Source organism: Mucilaginibacter pedocola (assembly GCF_002013915.1).
Lineage (GTDB): Bacteria > Bacteroidota > Bacteroidia > Sphingobacteriales > Sphingobacteriaceae > Mucilaginibacter > Mucilaginibacter pedocola.
The window spans coordinates 622420-641486 of sequence record NZ_MBTF01000001.1; the positions used below are offsets into that span (position 1 = coordinate 622420).

The 19067-nt window shown below is 45.0% G+C and carries 21 protein-coding genes; 13 read left to right on the top strand and 8 right to left on the bottom strand.

Annotated elements, in window-relative coordinates:
* Window positions 1-43: 43 nt before the first annotated feature.
* The 8 genes from BC343_RS02715 to BC343_RS02750 all read left to right on the top strand — a co-directional run bounded on the left by BC343_RS02715 (window position 44) and on the right by BC343_RS02750 (window position 6957).
* Window positions 44-1147 carry a permease gene (locus tag BC343_RS02715; RefSeq protein WP_078346169.1) on the top strand — a complete coding sequence of 368 codons (1104 nt, stop codon included), beginning with the start codon at window positions 44-46 and terminating at the stop codon, window positions 1145-1147.
* Window positions 1148-1210: 63 nt separating this feature from the next.
* Entirely contained in the window at window positions 1211-1654 is a 444-nt protein-coding gene (locus tag BC343_RS02720) for a hypothetical protein (RefSeq protein ID WP_078346170.1), read from the top strand.
* An 82-nt stretch (window positions 1655-1736) separates the two neighbouring features.
* The gene (locus BC343_RS02725) at window positions 1737-2279 is read left to right on the top strand and encodes a helix-turn-helix domain-containing protein (RefSeq protein ID WP_238381687.1); all 543 of its coding nucleotides are present in this window, start codon (window positions 1737-1739) and stop codon (window positions 2277-2279) included.
* Between the two features lie 11 nt (window positions 2280-2290).
* Window positions 2291-2743: a DUF305 domain-containing protein gene (locus BC343_RS02730; protein WP_078346172.1), complete on the top strand. Its 453-nt coding sequence runs from the start codon at window positions 2291-2293 to the stop codon at window positions 2741-2743.
* Between the two features lie 25 nt (window positions 2744-2768).
* Window positions 2769-3248 carry a DUF3347 domain-containing protein gene (locus BC343_RS02735; protein ID WP_078346173.1) on the top strand — a complete coding sequence of 160 codons (480 nt, stop codon included), beginning with the start codon at window positions 2769-2771 and terminating at the stop codon, window positions 3246-3248.
* Window positions 3249-3308: 60 nt separating this feature from the next.
* Window positions 3309-3878 carry a DUF3347 domain-containing protein gene (locus BC343_RS02740; protein ID WP_078346174.1) on the top strand — a complete coding sequence of 190 codons (570 nt, stop codon included), beginning with the start codon at window positions 3309-3311 and terminating at the stop codon, window positions 3876-3878.
* A 5-nt stretch (window positions 3879-3883) separates the two neighbouring features.
* A complete protein-coding gene (locus BC343_RS02745; protein ID WP_078346175.1) occupies window positions 3884-4351 on the top strand; it encodes a heme-binding domain-containing protein in 468 nt (155 codons plus the stop codon).
* Between the two features lie 2 nt (window positions 4352-4353).
* A complete protein-coding gene (locus tag BC343_RS02750; RefSeq protein ID WP_078346176.1) occupies window positions 4354-6957 on the top strand; it encodes a multicopper oxidase domain-containing protein in 2604 nt (867 codons plus the stop codon).
* A gap of 25 nt (window positions 6958-6982) precedes the next feature.
* On the opposite strand, the gene arsB is transcribed toward BC343_RS02750, so the two are convergent.
* The 6 genes from arsB to BC343_RS02780 all read right to left on the bottom strand — a co-directional run bounded on the left by arsB (window position 6983) and on the right by BC343_RS02780 (window position 11131).
* Window positions 6983-8053 (bottom strand): ACR3 family arsenite efflux transporter, encoded by a 1071-nt coding sequence (gene arsB, locus BC343_RS02755; RefSeq protein ID WP_078346177.1) that lies wholly within the window; start codon window positions 8051-8053, stop codon window positions 6983-6985.
* Entirely contained in the window at window positions 8053-8472 is a 420-nt protein-coding gene (locus BC343_RS02760; protein WP_078346178.1) for an arsenate reductase ArsC, read from the bottom strand. Before BC343_RS02760 ends, arsB begins: the two co-directional genes overlap by 1 nt.
* Window positions 8473-8907: an arsenic resistance N-acetyltransferase ArsN2 gene (gene arsN2, locus BC343_RS02765; RefSeq protein WP_078346179.1), complete on the bottom strand. Its 435-nt coding sequence runs from the start codon at window positions 8905-8907 to the stop codon at window positions 8473-8475.
* A gap of 11 nt (window positions 8908-8918) precedes the next feature.
* Window positions 8919-9503, bottom strand: a complete 585-nt coding sequence (locus tag BC343_RS02770; protein WP_238381688.1) for a DUF6428 family protein — start codon at window positions 9501-9503, stop codon at window positions 8919-8921.
* Window positions 9504-9539: 36 nt separating this feature from the next.
* Window positions 9540-9872 carry an ArsR/SmtB family transcription factor gene (locus tag BC343_RS02775; protein WP_078346180.1) on the bottom strand — a complete coding sequence of 111 codons (333 nt, stop codon included), beginning with the start codon at window positions 9870-9872 and terminating at the stop codon, window positions 9540-9542.
* A 314-nt stretch (window positions 9873-10186) separates the two neighbouring features.
* A complete protein-coding gene (locus tag BC343_RS02780) occupies window positions 10187-11131 on the bottom strand; it encodes an ion channel (protein ID WP_078346181.1) in 945 nt (314 codons plus the stop codon).
* A gap of 376 nt (window positions 11132-11507) precedes the next feature.
* On the opposite strand from BC343_RS02780, the gene trpD reads away from it, so the two are divergent.
* Genes trpD through trpB form a run of 3 tightly spaced genes read left to right on the top strand, consistent with a single transcriptional unit; the run spans window position 11508 to window position 14307 of the window.
* Window positions 11508-12497, top strand: a complete 990-nt coding sequence (gene trpD, locus BC343_RS02785; RefSeq protein WP_078346182.1) for an anthranilate phosphoribosyltransferase — start codon at window positions 11508-11510, stop codon at window positions 12495-12497.
* A gap of 2 nt (window positions 12498-12499) precedes the next feature.
* Window positions 12500-13126: a phosphoribosylanthranilate isomerase gene (locus BC343_RS02790; protein WP_078346183.1), complete on the top strand. Its 627-nt coding sequence runs from the start codon at window positions 12500-12502 to the stop codon at window positions 13124-13126.
* Entirely contained in the window at window positions 13126-14307 is a 1182-nt protein-coding gene (trpB, locus tag BC343_RS02795; RefSeq protein WP_202909714.1) for a tryptophan synthase subunit beta, read from the top strand. Before BC343_RS02790 ends, trpB begins: the two co-directional genes overlap by 1 nt.
* Window positions 14308-14399: 92 nt before the next feature.
* On the opposite strand, the gene BC343_RS02800 is transcribed toward trpB, so the two are convergent.
* Window positions 14400-15245: a helix-turn-helix domain-containing protein gene (locus BC343_RS02800; RefSeq protein WP_078346185.1), complete on the bottom strand. Its 846-nt coding sequence runs from the start codon at window positions 15243-15245 to the stop codon at window positions 14400-14402.
* Between the two features lie 128 nt (window positions 15246-15373).
* On the opposite strand from BC343_RS02800, the gene BC343_RS02805 reads away from it, so the two are divergent.
* The gene (locus BC343_RS02805; protein WP_078346186.1) at window positions 15374-16357 is read left to right on the top strand and encodes a phytanoyl-CoA dioxygenase family protein; all 984 of its coding nucleotides are present in this window, start codon (window positions 15374-15376) and stop codon (window positions 16355-16357) included.
* 116 nt (window positions 16358-16473) lie between these two features.
* On the opposite strand, the gene BC343_RS02810 is transcribed toward BC343_RS02805, so the two are convergent.
* Window positions 16474-18513 (bottom strand): tetratricopeptide repeat-containing sensor histidine kinase, encoded by a 2040-nt coding sequence (locus tag BC343_RS02810; protein ID WP_078346187.1) that lies wholly within the window; start codon window positions 18511-18513, stop codon window positions 16474-16476.
* Between the two features lie 303 nt (window positions 18514-18816).
* On the opposite strand from BC343_RS02810, the gene BC343_RS02815 reads away from it, so the two are divergent.
* Complete coding sequence (locus tag BC343_RS02815) at window positions 18817-19053, top strand: hypothetical protein (protein WP_078346188.1); 237 nt, start codon at window positions 18817-18819, stop codon at window positions 19051-19053.
* The last annotated feature ends 14 nt before the right edge of the window (window positions 19054-19067 follow it).

The following is a 19067-nucleotide window of genomic DNA, read 5'->3' on the forward strand; positions in this document are numbered from 1 at the left end:
ATCTCAAACAAAGCTGGGGCATTCAAGCTTTAATGATTGATATATGATACATACTATCACACAGATCCTTACAGAATTTTTCCTCATGATGTGGGACATCGCTTGGGGGCTGTTGTTCGGCTTCCTGCTATCCGCAATTATCCGGGCTTTTATCTCAACAGAAACTATATCGTCGCGGCTGGGTAAAGACACTGCGGGGACCGTCGGGCTTTCTACATTTTTTGGAGCAATATCTTCATCTTGCTCTTACGCGGCAGCCTCTATGGCCCGTACATTACTCATAAAAGGGGCTACTTGGGCAAATTCTGTGTCGTTTATGATATCGAGCACTAATCTTGTTTTTGAAATATTTATTGTGATCGTTACGCTGTTGGGCTGGCCATTTTTTGGCGGTGAAGTGATCGGCGGTTTGTTATTTATCCTGATATCAGCCTTGCTGATCAAGCTCTTTTTTTCAAAGTCTCTGAGTAAAGTCGCAGATACATCACATCATAACGATGATCACGCTCACCATCACGGGCATGACCATTCAAATCAAAAGTTAGGTTTTCTTGATAAAATTAAAGCAGCCACAGGCCATTTTTATATGGATGTGATGATGGTTGGTAAAGATATTATCATAGGTGTGGCGCTCTCTGCTGTGTTAATGGTTTTAGTACCCGAAAGTTTTTGGAAAAGCCTTTTTCTCACCGGACAAAGCCATTTGCCGCATTTGTTGGTCTTAGCCTGGAACGCCATTGTTGGCATTCTGATCGCTGTTTTTGCGTTCGTTTGTTCGGTTGGCAACATCGTGCTGGCGGCGTTGCTTTGGCATGGTGGCATTTCTTTTGGCGGAGTAGTCGCCTTTATCTTGTCCGACCTCGTGACCATCCCGATGCTGATGGTTTACCGGCGCTATTTCGGATGGAAAAGGATGTGGCTTTTGTTGCTTATTTTATCAACCGGCATTTTCATTACTGCAATAAGCGTCGATTACCTGTTTGAAGCACTGAACTGGCTGCCGAAAACACATGGGCAACCCATGCAAATGGCACAGGCGCACTTTAAATGGGATTATGGTACCTGGCTTAACCTCCTATTTATACCATTGGGATTGTTTTGCTTTTTCTACGGAAAAAAGCAAATAGGTAAAGGGAATGATATGTAATTTTATAACATTTAATCAAAATTCTATAAATCAACTATTGTATTATATATTATTTTTGATATAATGAAGAGGACCGCTGTCATTGGCTTTGCTGCATTCTACCTGATGTTGACCACAGGTATGTTCGTTTGCATTGTCCATTGCCTGGCGCGCGATGTTTTCAAGGTAGTGGCAAATGCAGCTCAGCACCAAAGCCATAGCAAACCGAATATGGCTATAGCCCACTTGGGCAAGCAACAGGATCATCACAAAAAGGAGCCTTGCACAAGCGGGAAGGACTGCAAATGCTGCGACCAGCATGGCTCTTACGTGGTGAAAGAAAACATCAAGCCTTCTCTTGATCCTGTAAAATTTCAGTTGACCGCTTTAAAGCCCTCATCAATTTACCAGTTATCTGTCTTTCAAACTAACTACCATCTGGCGACAAATTTATGGACCGATAGCCATGCGCCACCCGGCCCGGCCGGAATTACCTATCTTATCCAGATCCGTACCCTTCTCATCTGATTCAAGCATTGCTGCAAAAGCGGCCCGGCATTTTATTGTCCATTAATTAGCTTGAATTAAAATGATATTACATATTAAAAATATGGTATGCGATCGCTGCATCATGGTCGTTCGCCAGCAATTTATTAGCCTTGGCCTCACCGCAGAAACAATTGTTCTGGGCCAGGCCACTATTCACCCCGATATAGATACTGAACAGCTGAATCAAATAGGTGCCGTTCTGAAAGTGCTGGGTTTTGAGCTGATCGACAGTGAAAAAGACCGTCTGATCGAACGCATCAAAAACCTGGTGATCGAAAAAGTGCACTACGGCGATCTAACCAATACCCATATCAACTTCTCCAATTACTTGTCTGATAAATTAAATAAGGAGTATACTTATTTAAGCCGTGCGTTCTCTGACGCCGAAGATATCACGATCGAGAAATTCATCATCCAGCAAAAGATTGAGAAAGTTAAAGAGTTGCTGTCCTACGGTGAGCTTAACCTTAATGAGGTCGCCTTTAAAATGGGCTACAGTAGCAGCGCACACCTTTCAGCGCAATTCAAGCAAACTACCGGAATGACACCGAGTCAATTTAAAGCCAGTGCATCCGTAGACAGGAAATCTATAAATAAAATATAAAAATCAAACAAATGGAAAAGAACAATTACCGGTCGTTCGCAATAATGCTGACGCTGTCTTTTATAATCATGTATGCGGTCATGTATCTCAATGTGGATCAGCCGGATCATATTTATCTCAACCTGACCCGTTTTTACATGACACTTTTGATGATATGCCCGATGGCGCTGCTGATGCTGGGCGGCATGCGGATGATGTATCAAAATAAAAAGCTGAACAGGGTTATCACTATAACCAGCATTGCTGTATTCGGGTTGGCGCTGGCAGCCGTCCGGACCCAGACACCAATCGGAGATGTACAATACATGAAGGGCATGATCCCGCATCATTCTATCGCGCTCATGACCAGCAAAAATGCTAACCTCAAAGACCCGGAAGTTAAAAAGCTTGCACAGGGAATTATTCAGGCCCAGGAGAAAGAAATTGCTGAAATGAAGCGCATTCTGGCCAGAATGGACAAGTAATAATTATAACAAACTATTAAGGAACATGAAAAAGATCGTTAAATCCATCCTATTCTCAATAAGCCTGTTCGCCGCCGCATTGGCTGCAAAAGCGCAGGCTACACCTCCAACTGTGTTAACCAGTTATTATGCGTTAAAAGACGCTTTGGTAGCGGATAACAGCACAGAAGCACAGGCTAAAGCCAAAGCGCTGCTTGTTGCCCTAAACAATATTCCGGCTGACCAGCAAAAGAATTGGAAATCCTATACCGATAAACTACAGTTTGACAGCCGCCATATCAGTGAAACTACGTCGATCGACCATCAGCGAGAACATTTTACCAGCCTTTCTAAAAATATGCTCGAATCCATAAAAGCTTTAAAACTTAACACCGACCCGGTTTATGCGCAGTATTGCCCGATGAAGAAAGCAACCTGGCTGAGCGACAGCGCCGACATCAAAAACCCTTATTACGGTAAACAGATGCTGACCTGCGGCAAAGTAACGGAGACTCTGAATAGATAATCAATCCCCACAGTTCAAGGTAGTCAACCGCCTTGAACTGTTAAAAACAATTTTAAGACCATGAAGAAACCGTTCATCATATTCCCCCTGGCCGTTACCGTGTTCGCTATTGCCGCCTGTAACCTGAGCGGCAGATCCGCTGATTCGGTAGCTGGCAATGATACTGCAAAAACGTCCGCAGCCGGTATTACCCCGTCAACAACAGCGAAGATACTGGTCGCACATTATTTAAATCTAAAGAATGCACTTGCTAAAGACAACAGCAATGCCGCGGCGACCGCGGGCAAATCGTTGGCTGATGGATTCGCCAAATTTGACCGTTCAACGCTAAACGAAGTACAAAAAAAAAATTTTGCGGATATCGCCGACGATGCGCAGCAAATGGCTAAGCATATTGGTGAAAGCGCCGGCAAATTGCCTCATCAGCGCGAACATTTTGATATGCTGAGTAAAGACATGTACGATATGGTCAAGCTGTTTGGGGCCAGCCAGCCACTATATGTCGACCGCTGCCCTATGTATAATGATAAAAAAGGTGCGATCTGGCTAAGTGAAACTAAAGCGATCAGTAACCCTTACTTCGGCACGGATATGCCAACTTGCGGAACTATCAAGGAAGAATTAAAGTAAATCAGATGAAAAGGCCATTAAAGATATCGTTCATTGCCTTATTGGCTCTATTCATTATTATTCAATTCATCCCACGGGGGCACAATGAAGGAATCGCACGCGGAGGTAATGATATTTCAAAGGCGACTATTTTTCCGGCGGATGTTAACATAATTTTACAAAGGTCGTGTTATGATTGTCATAGCAATCATACGGAGTATCCTTGGTATTCAAAAATTCAGCCTGTCCGGTACATACTGGATGATCATATTCGTAATGGTAAGAAAGAATTGAATTTTACGGAGTTCGCCAGTTATACCAAAAGGCGGCAAAGAAGCCGGCTGAGGGCGATCAGACAAAGCCTTTCCGAGGGCTCGATGCCATTGTCCTCTTATATTCTTATTCACCGCAATGCGATACTTTCCGAAAAAGAAAAACAGCGGCTCCAGCAATGGGCTAAAACTGCAGGTGATAGCCTGTCCTTAAAAAATTAGACATGAGAAAAATAATATATGCGATGCTGCTATTAGTAAGCCAACTTGCAGTAGCACAGGCTCAAATGAATGATATGCAGGATATGCAAAAAACGCAACCCATTACCTATACCTGCCCAATGCACCCGGAGATTCATTCCGGCAAACCAGGAAATTGCCCAAAATGCGGCATGAAACTGGTTAAAGAAAAAACAAAGGCCATGAGTAAAAAGCCGGTAAAAAAAGCGTCCGAAAAAGCCGGGATGCCAATGGATACGGCAAAGAAAACTGCAAAGCAAATGCCCGGAATGGATATGAATAGCAGCATGGATAAAGCTAAGGAAATGCCCGGGATGCAAATGGATAAAATGGGCGCTGAAATGATGAAGGAGGCCAAAGCCGATCTGGGGCCTATAAAAACTCTTCCGCCTGATGGTCCACCCAGGACAGTAAAATACAATCTTTTTGTTGCCGATACTACAGTCACCTTTGGTAAAAAAAAGAAACACGCTATTGCGGTGAACGGGCAAATTCCTATGCCGACCTTAACATTTACGGAAGGCGATACTGCAGAGATAGTGGTACATAATAACCTTGACGAACCTACATCTTTGCACTGGCATGGTTTGTTCCTGCCGAATAAAGAAGACGGGGTTGCTTATTTAACGCAAATGCCCATTCCGGCGCACAGTACTTACACTTACCGTTTCCCGATTGTTCAACATGGAACGCACTGGTATCACAGTCACTATGGCTTACAGGAGCAGATCGGCATGTATGGCAGCTTTATATTAAAAAAGCGAAGAGAATGGGATATCCCAACTATCCCGTTGGTGATCAGTGAATGGACGGACGTAAAACCTAAAGAGGTGGACCGTAGGTTGCATGCTGCTTCCGACTGGTTCGCGGTGCAAAAAGGCAGTACACAAAGCTATTCCGAAGCGATAAAACACGGGGCGTTCGGTACAAAGTTGGCCAACGAATGGAAACGGATGAACGCAATGGACCTGTCTGACGTGTATTACGATAATTTTTTACTAAATGGTAAAAATCAGTTGGAGGCCGCTCGGTTCAAAGCCGGAGATAAAGTAAGGTTGAGGATATCCAATAGCGGGGCATCCGATTATTTTTGGTTGTCCTATGCCGGCGGAAAGATAACCGTGGTAGCCAATGATGGTAATGATGTGGTACCGGTGGAAGTTGACCGCCTTATCATCGCAGTTTCTGAAACTTACGATGTAGTAGTTACTATTCCTGATAATAAAAGCTACGAGTTTTTGGTAACACCAGAAGACCGCAGTAAATATGCATCACTATGGTTAGGAAGCGGCACCAGGGTTTCTGCAAAGAAGATGGATCGCCCTAAATATTTTGCCGGAATGAAGATGATGAACGATATGATGGATATGAACGGCAATATGAAGGAGATGGAAGGTATGAAAATGCAGAATCAGGTCATGGATATGAACACGGTGATGTATCCCGAGATCACCGGTCCGGAAAAAAAGCCTATGCCAAAAGCCGATAATGGTAGTAAGAATACGGGCATGGGTGACATGAAGATGGGAGGCATGGACATGAGTGGGAACCATGATCTGGTAACCCTCAATTATGGCATGCTCCGCGCTCCACAAAAAACCAACTTGCCGAAAGGCCCCTGGCGCGAGTTAAAGTTCGATCTGACGGGTAATATGAACCGTTACGTTTGGACGCTGGATAACAAAACTATTTCGGAAACTGATAAGATATTGATCAAAAAAGGCGAGAATCTCCGGCTGATCCTATACAACAACAGCATGATGCGTCACCCCATGCACCTGCATGGTCATGATTTCCGGGTACTAAATGGACAAGGAGACTATGCACCGCTCAAGAACGTGCTTGACATACTGCCTATGGAGCGTGATACCCTGGAGTTTGCTGCCAGCGAACCGGGGGGCGACTGGTTCTTCCATTGCCATATCCTTTATCATATGATGAGTGGTATGGGCCGGATATTCAGCTATGAAAACTCGCCGCCAAACCCTGCTTTGCCTGACCCTAAGCTTGCCCAGCGTAAACTTTTTGGAGATGACCGCATGTTCCACCTAATGGGGCAGGCCAGTTTGGAAAGTAACGGTAGCGACGGGCAGTTTATGTACGCTAATACCAGGTGGCAGATCAGTACACTTTGGCATTTAGGCTTTGATGCACAAATGGGTTACGAAAGCGAAACGATGGTAGGAAGATATATTGGCCGTATGCAGTGGCTATTACCTTATGTCGGTTTTGACTATCATTATAAAAGGCCTGGCAAGCACGAGAAGAACATCTTTGGCGATGATTCCCGGAATATGTTCGGGCAGACGAGTAACAAAGAACAAAGGCGCACGGTGGTAGCAGGTTTAGCCTATACTTTACCGATGCTGTTTGTGGCCGATATGCGGGTGGACGGCAATGGCAAATTGCGCTTTCAGTTAGGGCGTGAAGATATTCCTGTTACATCGCGATTACGTTTTAGCCTGATGGTAAATACCGACAAGGAATATATGACAGGTTTCCGATATCTCTGTACCAAATATCTTGCTCTCTCAACACATTATGATAGCGATATGGGATTGGGTGCCGGATTAGCGTTTAACTATTAATGAAACAAGCATTATTGGCCACTTTCTATTTAGAGAGTGGCCAATATTTTTTTCTAAACCAAAACGCCAAATTCACTAACCCAATAAGCGCGGGAACTTCAACCAACGGACCAATCACCCCGGCAAATGCCTCACCTGAATTAATGCCAAAAACGCCGATGGCAATAGCGATAGCCAGCTCAAAGTTATTGCCGGTTGCCGTAAAGGCAATAGAAGTCGATCTTGAATAATCGGCTCCAAAGGATTTGCCGATAAAAAAGCTGGCAATAAACATGACGGTGAAATAAATCACTAAAGGGATTGCGATGCGCACTACATCAAAAGGAATCCGCACGATCAACTGACCTTTCAGGCAAAACATCACTATTATGGTAAATAATAAGGCAATTAATGTAATGGGCGATATGAATGGTACATACTTAGCATTAAACCAGGTTTCACCTTTCATTTTAATCAATGCATATCGGCTGATGACTCCTGCGGCAAATGGAACGCCCAAATAGATGCCTACCGATTTGGCGATCTCTCCAATGGTAATATTTATGGCTAACCCCTTTAAACCGAATAATGGTGGCAGGAATGTGATAAATACATAAGCGTAAACGCTGTATAGAAGCACCTGGAATATGCTATTCAGCGCTATCAAACCTGCTGCATATTCACGGTTACCTTCGGCCAGCTCATTCCAGACTACAACCATTGCGATACAACGGGCAAGACCAATGAGTATCAGACCGACCATATAATCGGTATGATCGCGTAGCAAAGTAATTGCTAATACGAACATTAGTATCGGGCCTACTATCCAGTTGAGAATGAGCGAAGCGCTCAATACCTTAGTATTGCGGAATACTTCGCCCATATTATCGTATTTAACTTTGGCCAGTGGCGGGTACATCATCAGGATCAGTCCAATGGCCAGCGGAATATTGGTTGTCCCGCTTGAAAAGGAATTGATAAAAGTGGCTGTTGAGGGGGAATAATAACCCAAGCCTACACCGATAGACATCGCAAGGAAAATCCATAGCGTAAGATAACGGTCTATAAAACCTAATCGCCGTCTTTCATGGGTCGGTGCGCAGTGATCGATACTCATTAGTCCTTTAGGTTTTCATTAACAAAATTCCTTGCGTATTTCCTGATCATTTCCCGCACTTCGCGAAACTGCTCCATAATTTGTTCGTCCGTGCCTGTAGCTTTGGCTGGGTCAGGAAAGTTTTGATGCAGTTTAATGGCCTTAGTTGGGAAATAAGGGCAATTCTCTTTCGCATTGTCGCAAACTGTGATCACGTAATCGAAAGGGATATCAGCATACTCATCTACATTATTTGATGTATGGTTTGAAATATCTAAACCATCCCGTTTCATGATCTCGATGGCTCTGGGATTAACGCCATGTGTTTCGATGCCGGCGCTATAAACAGTTGCTTTGTCGCCTGCAAAATAACGCAGGTAACCTTCTGCTATCTGGCTGCGGCAACTGTTTCCTGTACAGAGCACTAATATGTTTTTCATTTATAATTTAATTAGTGGTTTTGACATAACGACTGCCGAAACCGGGCAGACATGGGAAAATTCGGATGAAGCTTTTAACGGTTCGGGCACTTCTTCCCGGCTGATGCGTTTAAAGCCATGGTTTTCAAAATGACCAGGAGCTGTTTCTGTCAGCAGAAAAAGCTTGGTCATGTTTTGATCTAAGGCTGTAGCTTCAATTTTTTGCAAGAGTTGAGCGGCGATGCTTTGTTTTCGGAAATTGGGGTGAATGACCACCGAACGCAATAGGCCATTACTGCCGTAGATCTCCACTCCGGCGGCCCCGATGACTTCGCCATCGTTAATGGCGACAAAGAAATTGTTCAGTGTCTCCGGCAGATCTGCATAAGGTAGTTTGGCCAAACTTAAAAGTTCAACTACTTCTGCTTTGTAAGGTTGCGCAGCTTTGATCTCCATGATGAAGTTGTTTAACAGCAGCCCCCGCCCGGTGTGCAGCAGGCTTCAGCGGGTGCAGCCAAGTTCACTAATTGTACTTTTGGTTTTTCAACGACCGCAGGCGCACAACATTCCTCACCCTTATCATTCGTGCCGCAATTGCCGCCGCGACCAATAGCCTTGCATTGCACCGCATCCGGGCGCAGGTCAACGGTTAAAGCATTTTCACTCACGATCATTTCATTGGGGAACATTTGGCGGGTATCAAATTCAGAGTTACCGAACTCGATTTTTACTGTACCGTTGGGGTTCAGTGGCAGCATTTTCTCGACGATATCTACGATAGATAAAGCTTTGCCTACTTTCATCGATTGCTCTTGCTGTTCGCCCTCCGGCACCCAAAGCTGTACGATAATTTCTGTCCAGGCATTCATTACGCCGCCGCAATCCACGGAAGTGATCGGCGCTTGTTTGATCTCGGTGATATGGTAAGCTGGATCTACCAGTTTGCCTTCTGCATATTGGAATTGCAGGTCAAGGTCCGAATGCTGTAATAAGGTATCCTTAAAGGTTTTCCAGTCGATTGCTTCTATTTTATTCATGGCTGCATGCTTCATTTATTGCAATATTACGATAGATTAACTCAAAAAATTTTAACAGCAATTGTCTTGCTTTTCTTTGTAAGAACCAAACAGTACATTTAGTTCCAGTTGTAGTGCTTTCCAGGCTTTCGGCTCAATGCAGTAACAAACGCTAACACCCTCTATAGTGCCTTGTATAAGCCCGGCGTTTTTTAGCTCTTTCAAATGTTGTGAAATAGTTGCCTGCGCAAGCCCGAGTTCTTCAACCAAATCACCACATATACAAGCATTCGCTGCGATAATATGCTGCAAAATAGCAATACGTGCAGGATGCGCAATAGCTTTTAACTGCACTGCCAGCTCGTTTTGCTGCTTGTTGAATATGTCCGTTTTGGTGATGCCCATAATTAATATCGCAATATTACGATATAACAACAAATTTTCCAAATTTTATCATTTTACGTATATTTGAATAGTCAATAAAGTGGGCACCTAACTAAGCACCTGAAGATTGACTTTCTTTGTAATAAGCTGATAATAAGCACATTTTAGAAATAGGTTCGAGCCCAGGTGGGCGCACAAAAAAGTAAAAAGCCGTTCCTGATAAAGGGAACGGCTTTTTTGTTGGGATATATTTGGCGCAAATACACCGCGCTACTTTCAGAGAATTGACATGTAGGCTGAACCGCCTTGCACCAACGAACTAATGAACCAGTGAACTATTGAACTGGCAAAAACTCGTTTATCTTACTCATATCCAAAACTATCCTTCCTTCTTCATCGCGCTCAAACATCGGCACAAATTTGGCGTCCCAAACCATATCGGTGTAGGTGTATGAGGTGCGTGAATGTACCGTTTGAGAGAAGGTGTCGTCGAACGCTTTCATGAGTACCGAGAAGGAGGCCTGGGTGCGCTCGAGTTCATCCGGGGTGATATCGGCTAAAGGGCTGTTGCCGTCCAGCGGGTGTACTATCGTCCAATTGAGGGTGAGGATGCTTACTTTGCTGCGTTCCAGTTCGAGCGGGAAAAATCTTCGGATGGCTTTGCCATCAACAATTTCGTTGTAGGAGAACACTACTTCTACATCCAGATCTATCAGCACATTGCGGCGCAGGTTAGATATCCGGAACATCAGCCCTTTGCCATCTTCTTTATACGGGCTCACCAGCATGTTATGGCTATAAACTATCTTGGCCGATGGTTTAGAAAAACGCCCGTAAAGCAAACCGGTAGCCAAAGCAAATGCCAGTAAACCTATCATCGATTCGATTGCCGCCACGCTGTTAGCCACAATACCACGCGGACTGATATGCCCGTAACCCACGGTAGATATAGTTTGTGCCGAAAAGAAAAAGGCATCCAAAAAATGCTGAAAGGTATTGGTGCCGGTTGCGCCGTCGAGGCTGTCCATACCTATCAGTACGTAAACTGTTGCAAAGAACAAGTTGGCTACGAGATAGCCGCTAAGTACCACCACCCAAAACTTTGCCCAGCTCATGGTAATAAGCGTGTGGTAGTTATCAGCCGTATTGAAGAACGAAAGCCCCTTGCGCCGCACATTCACTGAGCCATCCTTATTAATTAGCGGCTGGCTTTTTATAACCGGCTGCGGGCCAAAGCCAAGGTCGTTCTCGGGGTTTACTTTTTGTTCTTTTATAGCCACCTGTTTATAGAGTGAATGAGTGAGTAGGGGGAATGAGTGAATGTATGCGAAGTTATGAAATAGCGGGGAGGTATTTTATGGTGTACCTTCTTCGATCATTAAATTTTCTTTCTCCTTGTATTTAGCAAAAAGTATTTCCATATTTGCCACAACGAATGAAAACTAACGCATTAAACAATAACTGGTGGTGGCTTAACGTAAACGCGTAAGGCAGCCTCATTTTTTGTTTTTGTTATACAGATATACAGAAGGGTTGCCGCAAGGTAACCCTTTTTTGTTATCGCCCCCAGCCCCCTGAAGGGGGAGCAGAAATTGGGGGAAGAGTATAGAAATTAAATAACGCTTAAAAAATTCCCCCTTTAGGGGGGTAGGGGGCATGAAACAGATACTTAACCATCTATTCGAACACAAAACATTCAGCAGGGCACAGTCGAAAGAGATTTTGACCAATATTGCTTTGGGTAAATACAATAACTCGCAAATGGCGGCCTTCATGACGGCCTATTGCATGCGCAGCATCACGGTTGAAGAACTGGAAGGTTTCCGCGATGCGATGCTGGAGCTTTGCCTGCCTATCGACCTGCAGAGCGGCCAACTCATCGACCTTTGCGGCACCGGCGGCGATGGTAAGGACACCTTTAATATTTCTACCCTTGCTTCGTTTGTAGTGGCTGGTGCTGGGTATAAGGTAGCTAAGCATGGCAACTATGGCGTATCGTCGGGTTGCGGCTCGTCAAACGTAATGGAGCATTTGGGGTATACCTTTACCAACGATACCGATAAACTGAAAAGCAGTATCGATAAAGCTAATATCTGTTTTCTGCATGCGCCGCTGTTCCACCCGGCCATGAAAACCGTGGCACCTATCCGTCGCGAATTGGGTGTAAAAACTTTCTTCAATATGTTAGGTCCCATGGTAAATCCTGCAAAACCGGGCAACCAGTTGGTGGGGGTATTCAACCTCGAACTGGCAAGGGTTTATGCATACCTTTACCAAAAATCGGGCATTAAATACACCATTCTGAATGCGCTTGATGGCTACGACGAGATATCCCTCACCTGCGATTTTAAAACCTTTTCGGCCGAGGGCGAGAAGATAAACAGCATAGAAGCGTTGGGTTTTGAAAAACTAAGCGAAAGCGAAATTACGGGCGGGCATACCGTAGCCGAATCGGCAGATATATTTATGAAGGTGCTGAATGATGAAGCAACAAGCGCACAAACCAATGTAGTATTGAGCAACGCTGCTTTGGCCATAAAAACCATAGCGCCAACTAAAAGCTTTGCCGATTGTTTTTATGAGGCTGAAGAGTCGCTTATCAGTAAGAAAGCGCTCATTAGCTTTAAAACACTCATAGCCAACTAACCATGAGAATAAAAGTTTGCGGTTTAAAATACCCGGACAATATAGCAGATGTAGCAGCACTATCGCCCGACTATATGGGCTTTATTTACTATAGCCGTTCGCCGCGTTTTATTGGTGAGCTGGATGAAGATGTGCTGGAAACCCTGCCCGACCATATCCTGAAAACCGGCGTTTTTGTAAATGCATCGGTAGAGCGGGTAAGCAAAACCATGAACAAATATGGCTTTGATGCCCTGCAGTTTCACGGAACCGAAACGCCCGACTACTGCGCATTGTTTCGCCCCAAAGTGCAGGTACTGAAAGCCTTTGGTGTGGATGAAGATTTTGATTTCGGACGGTTAGAGGCGTACGAAAATAAGGTAGACTACTTTCTGTTCGATACCAAAACGGCTGCGCATGGCGGTTCGGGGCAAACTTTTAATTGGAGCGTATTAAACAAGTATACCGGCAGCGTGCCTTTTTTCCTTTCGGGCGGGCTGAGCCTGGAGAACTTGGCAGAAGTGGGCAACATTAATCACCCGATGCTGTACGGGGTAGACCTGAACAGCAGGTTTGAATCGGCACCGGCAGAAAAAGATATAAACAAGCTTAAAGAGGCATTTAATATTATAAAAACATTTAGCAAATAATGAAGTACGGAGTTAACGAACAGGGCTATTACGGCGATTTTGGCGGGGCATACATCCCCGAGATGCTTTACCCAAATGTAGAAGAGCTACGCCGGGAATATAACAAAGTACTTGATGACCCTGCCTTTAAAGCCGAGTTTGAGCAATTGCTTCGCGATTATGTGGGCCGCCCTTCGCCGCTTTACCATGCCAAACGCTATTCGGAAAAATATGGTGCCAACATCTTCTTCAAACGCGAGGACTTAAACCACACGGGCTCGCACAAAATAAACAACGCTATTGGGCAAATATTGCTGGCGCAACGCCTCGGTAAAAAACGCATTATAGCCGAAACCGGTGCAGGCCAGCACGGCGTGGCCACGGCTACCGTTTGTGCCTTAAAAGGTATTGAGTGCGTAGTATACATGGGCGAGATTGATATGGAGCGCCAGGCACCCAACGTGGCCCGTATGAAAATGCTGGGCGCTACGGTAGTGCCGGCAACATCGGGCAGTAAAACATTGAAAGATGCTACTAACGAGGCCTTGCGCGATTGGATAGCTAACCCCGTTGATACCCACTACATCATTGGCTCGGTTGTAGGCCCATACCCATACCCGGATATGGTGGCCCAGTTTCAATCGATAATTTCGTTAGAAGCCAAAAAACAACTGCTGGAGCAAACCGGTAGCGAATTGCCGCAATACGTTATGGCCTGTGTGGGCGGTGGCAGTAATGCTATGGGCATGTTTTACCATTTTTTGGATGATGAGAATGTGCAGCTTGTAGCGGTGGAAGCAGCAGGTAAGGGTGTTGAAAGCGGGCATTCTGCAGCAACCACATCCCTGGGTAAAGAAGGCGTACTCCACGGCAGCCGCACCATACTCATGCAAACCGACGATGGCCAAGTAGTAGAACCTTATTCTATTTCGGCTGGGTTAGATTACCCCGGCATTGGCCCGCAACACGCACACCTTTACAAAGTAAACCGCGCTAAATATGTAAGCATTACCGATGATGAGTCGCTACAGGCTGGCTTGCTTTGTTGCCAGTTAGAGGGGATTATCCCTGCTATAGAAACAGCGCATGCCTTGGCACAATTAGAGAAAATGTCATTCAAAAAAGATGATAACGTAGTTATCTGCTTATCGGGAAGGGGAGATAAAGACTTGAATACTTACATAAAGCATTTTGGGTTTTAAGTAACCATTACCGTCTATTTAAACAAACGGTATATATAAGGAAGGGCGAAAAGAAATTTTCGCCTTTCTGCGTTATACAAACAAATAGCCGCTCACAACAACCTATTCTTTTTAAACTCTGAAGGGTTTTCGCCAACCACCTTGTTAAACAGTTTATTGAAGTAAGATAAGCTTTCAAATCCCACCGCATAGCAGGTTTCGGTTACGTTCTTATCCTGCATCAGCAGATTTTTCGCAATATCTATGCGGTATTGATTCACAAAATCCGTAAAGGTAATATTGGTTTGGCGTTTAAAGTAGCGGCAAAAGGCGGCTGTGGTTAAATTCACTTTGCCCGCTACCACATTTACATCGGGTTTACTGCTGTAGTTAGCACCGATGTATTCGTAAATGGCGCCCATGCGTATTTTATCTTTCAGGAAAAATTGGAGGCTGATATCATCGCCGTTCAGGATGGTATATTCTTCTGAGCGTGCAAGGATATCGAATACATTCATCAACTGCATCAATTGCTCAAAAGAGCTTAGCGCCGCCATACCTTTTAGCTTTTCGGTAACCACAGCTTTGGTTTCGCCATGGAAGGCAATGCCGTAAGCTGCTTTTTTGAACAGTTGGTTAATAACAGCGAATTCGGGCGAGATGCCAATGGCGGTGCCCATAAAATCCTCGCGAAGCTGGATCACGATCTGGTGGTAATCGCTACGGAGGCGATAATCAAAATTAAGATGAGGGAGGTTGCTACCGATGAAAACCAGGTCGCTTTGTGTGTAGCCTGATATATGCGAACCTACGTGCCTGATGCCGGCATCGGCCTCCACATACACCAGCTCAAATTCGGGATGATAATGCCACAGGAAGGTATTGCGCAAGCGTGGCGAAAACAGCTTGAATGATTTGCCCGGTTCAAAATCTACCCGCTCTAATTGTATCTCATTCATCCTTCATTGGCTTGTTAGTAGGTGTGAATTTAATACAAATGTCAATACAGAGCAAATTCTGGTCATTGTGCAGAATATTGGCCTTGCTAAGCCAACCTAACTTTGAATTATCAAAACCAATAGAAACCATGATAGCAGAACAAAAAACTATGGCACCTACCATGATGGCACCCGGACCGCAAAATGCACATAAAGAAATACCGGGCAACCCATCTACCGCAAAATCAAGCCAGCTGAAACTGAACGACCGCAGCAACGGAAAGCGCCTGCAGGTGCTGAGTGAAGACGACTGGAAATTCTGGATAGAGAACGGCTATGTAATAGTAAAACAAGCCGTAAGGCGCGAGCAAGCACTGGCTTTAGCTGATTACCTGTGGGAGTATGAAGGCAAGGACCCCAACGATATGGAGAGTTGGTATAAAAAGCCTAACGCCCAAATGCAGATGAAGGAACTCAACAACACCGGCATGGTAGAGATATACAACCACCAGTTGATGTGGGATAACCGCCAAACCCCGCGTGTACACCAGGCCTTTGCCGATATTTGGGGAACCGAAAAACTTTGGGCAACTATTGACCGTGCTAACCTCAACTTTCCGCTGCGTCCGGGTTTCGAATATAAAGGCTTCATCCACTGGGATTACGACCCCGAAACAAAACCGCAGAACGTGCAAGGAGTATTGGCCCTTGCCGACCAAACCGACGAAACCATGGGCGGTTTCCAGTGCATACCCGAACTTTATCGCACTTACGACACCTGGAAACTAACCCAACCCGAAGACCGCGACCACTACAAACCCGATACCACAGGTTTTAATATAGAAAAGGTAAAACTGGAAGCCGGCGACCTGCTGATATTTAACAGCCTGCAGCCACATGGCATACGCGCCAATACCAGCGGCAATAAAGTGCGCGTGGCCCAATATATTGCCATGATGCCCGCACAGGAGGATAACGAAGAATTGGTGAACTGGCGCATAAACAGCTGGCAAAGCCGCGAGGCCATGCAAGGCTATGCTTTCCCCGGCGACCCTTTGGAGCGCGAAAAACAAAACCCGGTTGCGGAATTGACGGACTTGGGTAAGAAGTTGTTAGGGTTGGAGAAGTGGTAAAATATTTGTTGTACTGAACGCAGTGAAGTACCTGAATCGTCGATTTGCAAGTTCGCCTTGCATCGTGTTCAATAGATCCTTCGCTGCGCTCAAGGATGACAAATTGTTTAAAATATTTACCCCGGCAGTTCTACAAAAAACACGGTACCCTCGCCGGTTTTGCTATCGAACCAGATGCGGCCACCGTGGGCCTCTATGATCTTTTTAGAGATAGATAACCCAAGCCCGAAAGGCTGCTCACCGTGTGTCCCGGCTTTTTTTGCGGACGTGAACATCTCGAATACATTGTCTTTATCCTTATCCGGTATGCCGATGCCATTATCAGCTACTGAGATAAGGATATTTTTTTCGTGCAGGGTAATGCCAACTTTTATAACGCCACCTTCGTGGCTGAATTTAATGGCGTTGATGATAAGGTTGTTGAATACACGCCAGATGTTCTCGTAATTCACGTTAGCCATAATGCTCTCGTCGATGCTGTTGAATACGATCTCCTGTTGCTTATCTTTTGCCTTAAATTGCAGCAGTTCTACCGAATCAAAAAGCAACGCACGTAGGTCATGCGGTTCTTTTTCCATGGGCTGGCTATCGTTGGTCAGTCCCGATTCCAACAGTTCGTTTATCATCTCCAGCGAACTGTTACTCGTGCTTTCGATGATCTTCAGCAGGTGGCGGTTCTCTTCGCTCAGGCTGCTTTCTTCTTCAAGCACCATGGCAGCTATACCCATAATGCCCGATAACGGGTTACGCAAGTCGTGCGCCATTACGCGCATTACGCGGATGTAGTTTTTATTCAGTGTTTCCAGTTCGGATAGTGCTGCCTGTAGTTGCTGGTTTTGCAAAACAGTGCCTTTGTTAATGGCCTTGGTGCGTTTTAAATTGCGGTTCACCAAAATAATGATGATCACAAACAGCACCACAATAACCACACTGCCTTCCAGGTATAGCTGCTTTACATCGTTCTTCTGCATCAGCTCGCCCAGCGACTGCTCTTGCTGCAAGGTATTCATCTCGCGCTCCACATCCAACCTGAATAATTCGGCAGACGTATTGTCGGACGAATCCTTTGTTGCTATGTACGCGTTTTGGTATTTATAAGCTTCGGCGTGCTTACCTGTCAGATCCAGGTATCGCGCCTGCAGCTTAATCCAGTTAAGTTGCGAAGCAGGGTTTTGTTTATAGTACTTGTTTAAATTGGCCCGGCCCTCGGCAAGGCTTTTTGCAGCTTTTGGATAGTCGCCTTTGATCAGATATACCTCGGCAAGTTTCAATAATGGGGGGATGCGTGCCCCGTCTGTTATGGTTGGGGGCAACAGGGCGAGGCTTTTGTTAAGATATTCTTCAGCTATAGCGATGTTTCCCCGTTTTAGGTACAGCCCGCCAAGGTTATCATATATCACGGCATAGGCACCGGGGAGATACAATTTGGCTACCAGGTTAAGGCTATCGGTTCTTTTGATCAGGTTAAGGTCGGCTATATAATAAATTGAGGCGCTATCCAACATGCCGGCGCGCTCGTATGAGAAACCCGCATTATTAAGCGCTCCTTGTTTTAAAAAGAAAAGCTTTTGCTGGTTTATCTCTTTACCGCATTGGCTGAGCCCTTTGTAGCTCTCGGCCCAATAGCGCGCGGCCAAAACAAATTTGCGCTGGTCGTAATAAATGCCGCCTATTTTGCTGGCGAGGTCGCCGTTATCGCAGTCGCCGCCGGGCAATACTTCGCGCGCCTGGTAGTAATAACGCAATGCGAGGGTGTATTTTTGCAGCTTTACACAAGCATCGCCTTTGGCAAGTAAAGCTTTAAAATAGTAGTTGGGGTAAGTGGTTTTGCGTTCGTCGCTTTTAAAAAAAGCCAGGGCACTATCGGCATAAACCGTCATCCCGGCTCCATTGTTAAAATAGTCCAATTCGCGTAAACCGTAGTAAGTTGTTATAAGAGGGTCGGTATTTTTTATCTGTGGGCGTAGTTTTATGAGCAATTTCTGCCCCTCTTGTCCGCGCCCGGCGTAGTAAAGGCTATCTGCCAAAACCAGTTGAGCTTTTATTTTGCTGCTATCCTGTTTAGGCTGCGTGCACGATGTTAAGCCGAATAGCAACACCACAAACAGCCAGAAGCCCGCTTTTAAACAATACAGGAATATGAAACGATGCAACATATCAGGGTGAGCAGATAACAATGCCAAAAGATAGAGCAAGTATTTTATATAAACAACATAAATATCAACTTGAAAGGCCGGCGTCGCGAACCAAAATTAACATCATGCCGATGTCAGAAAAAGCTTCGTAAAATAGTGGTATAACTTCAAAAGCTCTGAACAGCGCTGAAAGTCAATAATATGCTTTAAAGTGTTGCAAACGCGGTTTTTAACACAAATGTTAAATATCTTCCCGACGGCAATAATGCGTTTATGTGCACGTATAAATATCATATCTACACAAAAAACTACTGACCCCAAACTATGGAATACAAGATAAAACTCGCCGATGGCAAGGCCCACATTATTAATATAACCAGTGCTTATTTTAAATCGTGGCAGGTATGGCACGTTAAGTTTACCGACGGTAAAGTGGCCATGCTATTTAAAATGGGCAGCGAATGGATGCAGCGTAACGAAGATTTTTTAGAGGCCGAGGTGCTGGAGATATTGGGGCGTGCAATAGATAAGATCATTCATAAGCGAAACATAGCCTTCTGAATGATCATGAAATG

Bases quoted from the DNA above. Each gene is read 5' to 3' on its own strand.
- BC343_RS02715 (WP_078346169.1), top strand. From the start codon at position 44: ATGATACATACTATCACACAGATCCTTACAGAATTTTTCCTCATGATG.
- BC343_RS02720 (WP_078346170.1), top strand. From the start codon at position 1,211: ATGAAGAGGACCGCTGTCATTGGCTTTGCTGCATTCTACCTGATGTTG.
- BC343_RS02725 (WP_238381687.1), top strand. From the start codon at position 1,737: ATGGTATGCGATCGCTGCATCATGGTCGTTCGCCAGCAATTTATTAGC.
- BC343_RS02730 (WP_078346172.1), top strand. From the start codon at position 2,291: ATGGAAAAGAACAATTACCGGTCGTTCGCAATAATGCTGACGCTGTCT.
- BC343_RS02735 (WP_078346173.1), top strand. From the start codon at position 2,769: ATGAAAAAGATCGTTAAATCCATCCTATTCTCAATAAGCCTGTTCGCC.
- BC343_RS02740 (WP_078346174.1), top strand. From the start codon at position 3,309: ATGAAGAAACCGTTCATCATATTCCCCCTGGCCGTTACCGTGTTCGCT.
- BC343_RS02745 (WP_078346175.1), top strand. From the start codon at position 3,884: ATGAAAAGGCCATTAAAGATATCGTTCATTGCCTTATTGGCTCTATTC.
- BC343_RS02750 (WP_078346176.1), top strand. From the start codon at position 4,354: ATGAGAAAAATAATATATGCGATGCTGCTATTAGTAAGCCAACTTGCA.
- arsB (WP_078346177.1), bottom strand. From the start codon at position 8,053: ATGAGTATCGATCACTGCGCACCGACCCATGAAAGACGGCGATTAGGT.
- BC343_RS02760 (WP_078346178.1), bottom strand. From the start codon at position 8,472: ATGAAAAACATATTAGTGCTCTGTACAGGAAACAGTTGCCGCAGCCAG.
- arsN2 (WP_078346179.1), bottom strand. From the start codon at position 8,907: ATGGAGATCAAAGCTGCGCAACCTTACAAAGCAGAAGTAGTTGAACTT.
- BC343_RS02770 (WP_238381688.1), bottom strand. From the start codon at position 9,503: ATGAAGCATGCAGCCATGAATAAAATAGAAGCAATCGACTGGAAAACC.
- BC343_RS02775 (WP_078346180.1), bottom strand. From the start codon at position 9,872: ATGGGCATCACCAAAACGGACATATTCAACAAGCAGCAAAACGAGCTG.
- trpD (WP_078346182.1), top strand. From the start codon at position 11,508: ATGAAACAGATACTTAACCATCTATTCGAACACAAAACATTCAGCAGG.
- BC343_RS02790 (WP_078346183.1), top strand. From the start codon at position 12,500: ATGAGAATAAAAGTTTGCGGTTTAAAATACCCGGACAATATAGCAGAT.
- trpB (WP_202909714.1), top strand. From the start codon at position 13,126: ATGAAGTACGGAGTTAACGAACAGGGCTATTACGGCGATTTTGGCGGG.
- BC343_RS02800 (WP_078346185.1), bottom strand. From the start codon at position 15,245: ATGAATGAGATACAATTAGAGCGGGTAGATTTTGAACCGGGCAAATCA.
- BC343_RS02805 (WP_078346186.1), top strand. From the start codon at position 15,374: ATGATAGCAGAACAAAAAACTATGGCACCTACCATGATGGCACCCGGA.
- BC343_RS02810 (WP_078346187.1), bottom strand. From the start codon at position 18,513: ATGTTGCATCGTTTCATATTCCTGTATTGTTTAAAAGCGGGCTTCTGG.
- BC343_RS02815 (WP_078346188.1), top strand. From the start codon at position 18,817: ATGGAATACAAGATAAAACTCGCCGATGGCAAGGCCCACATTATTAAT.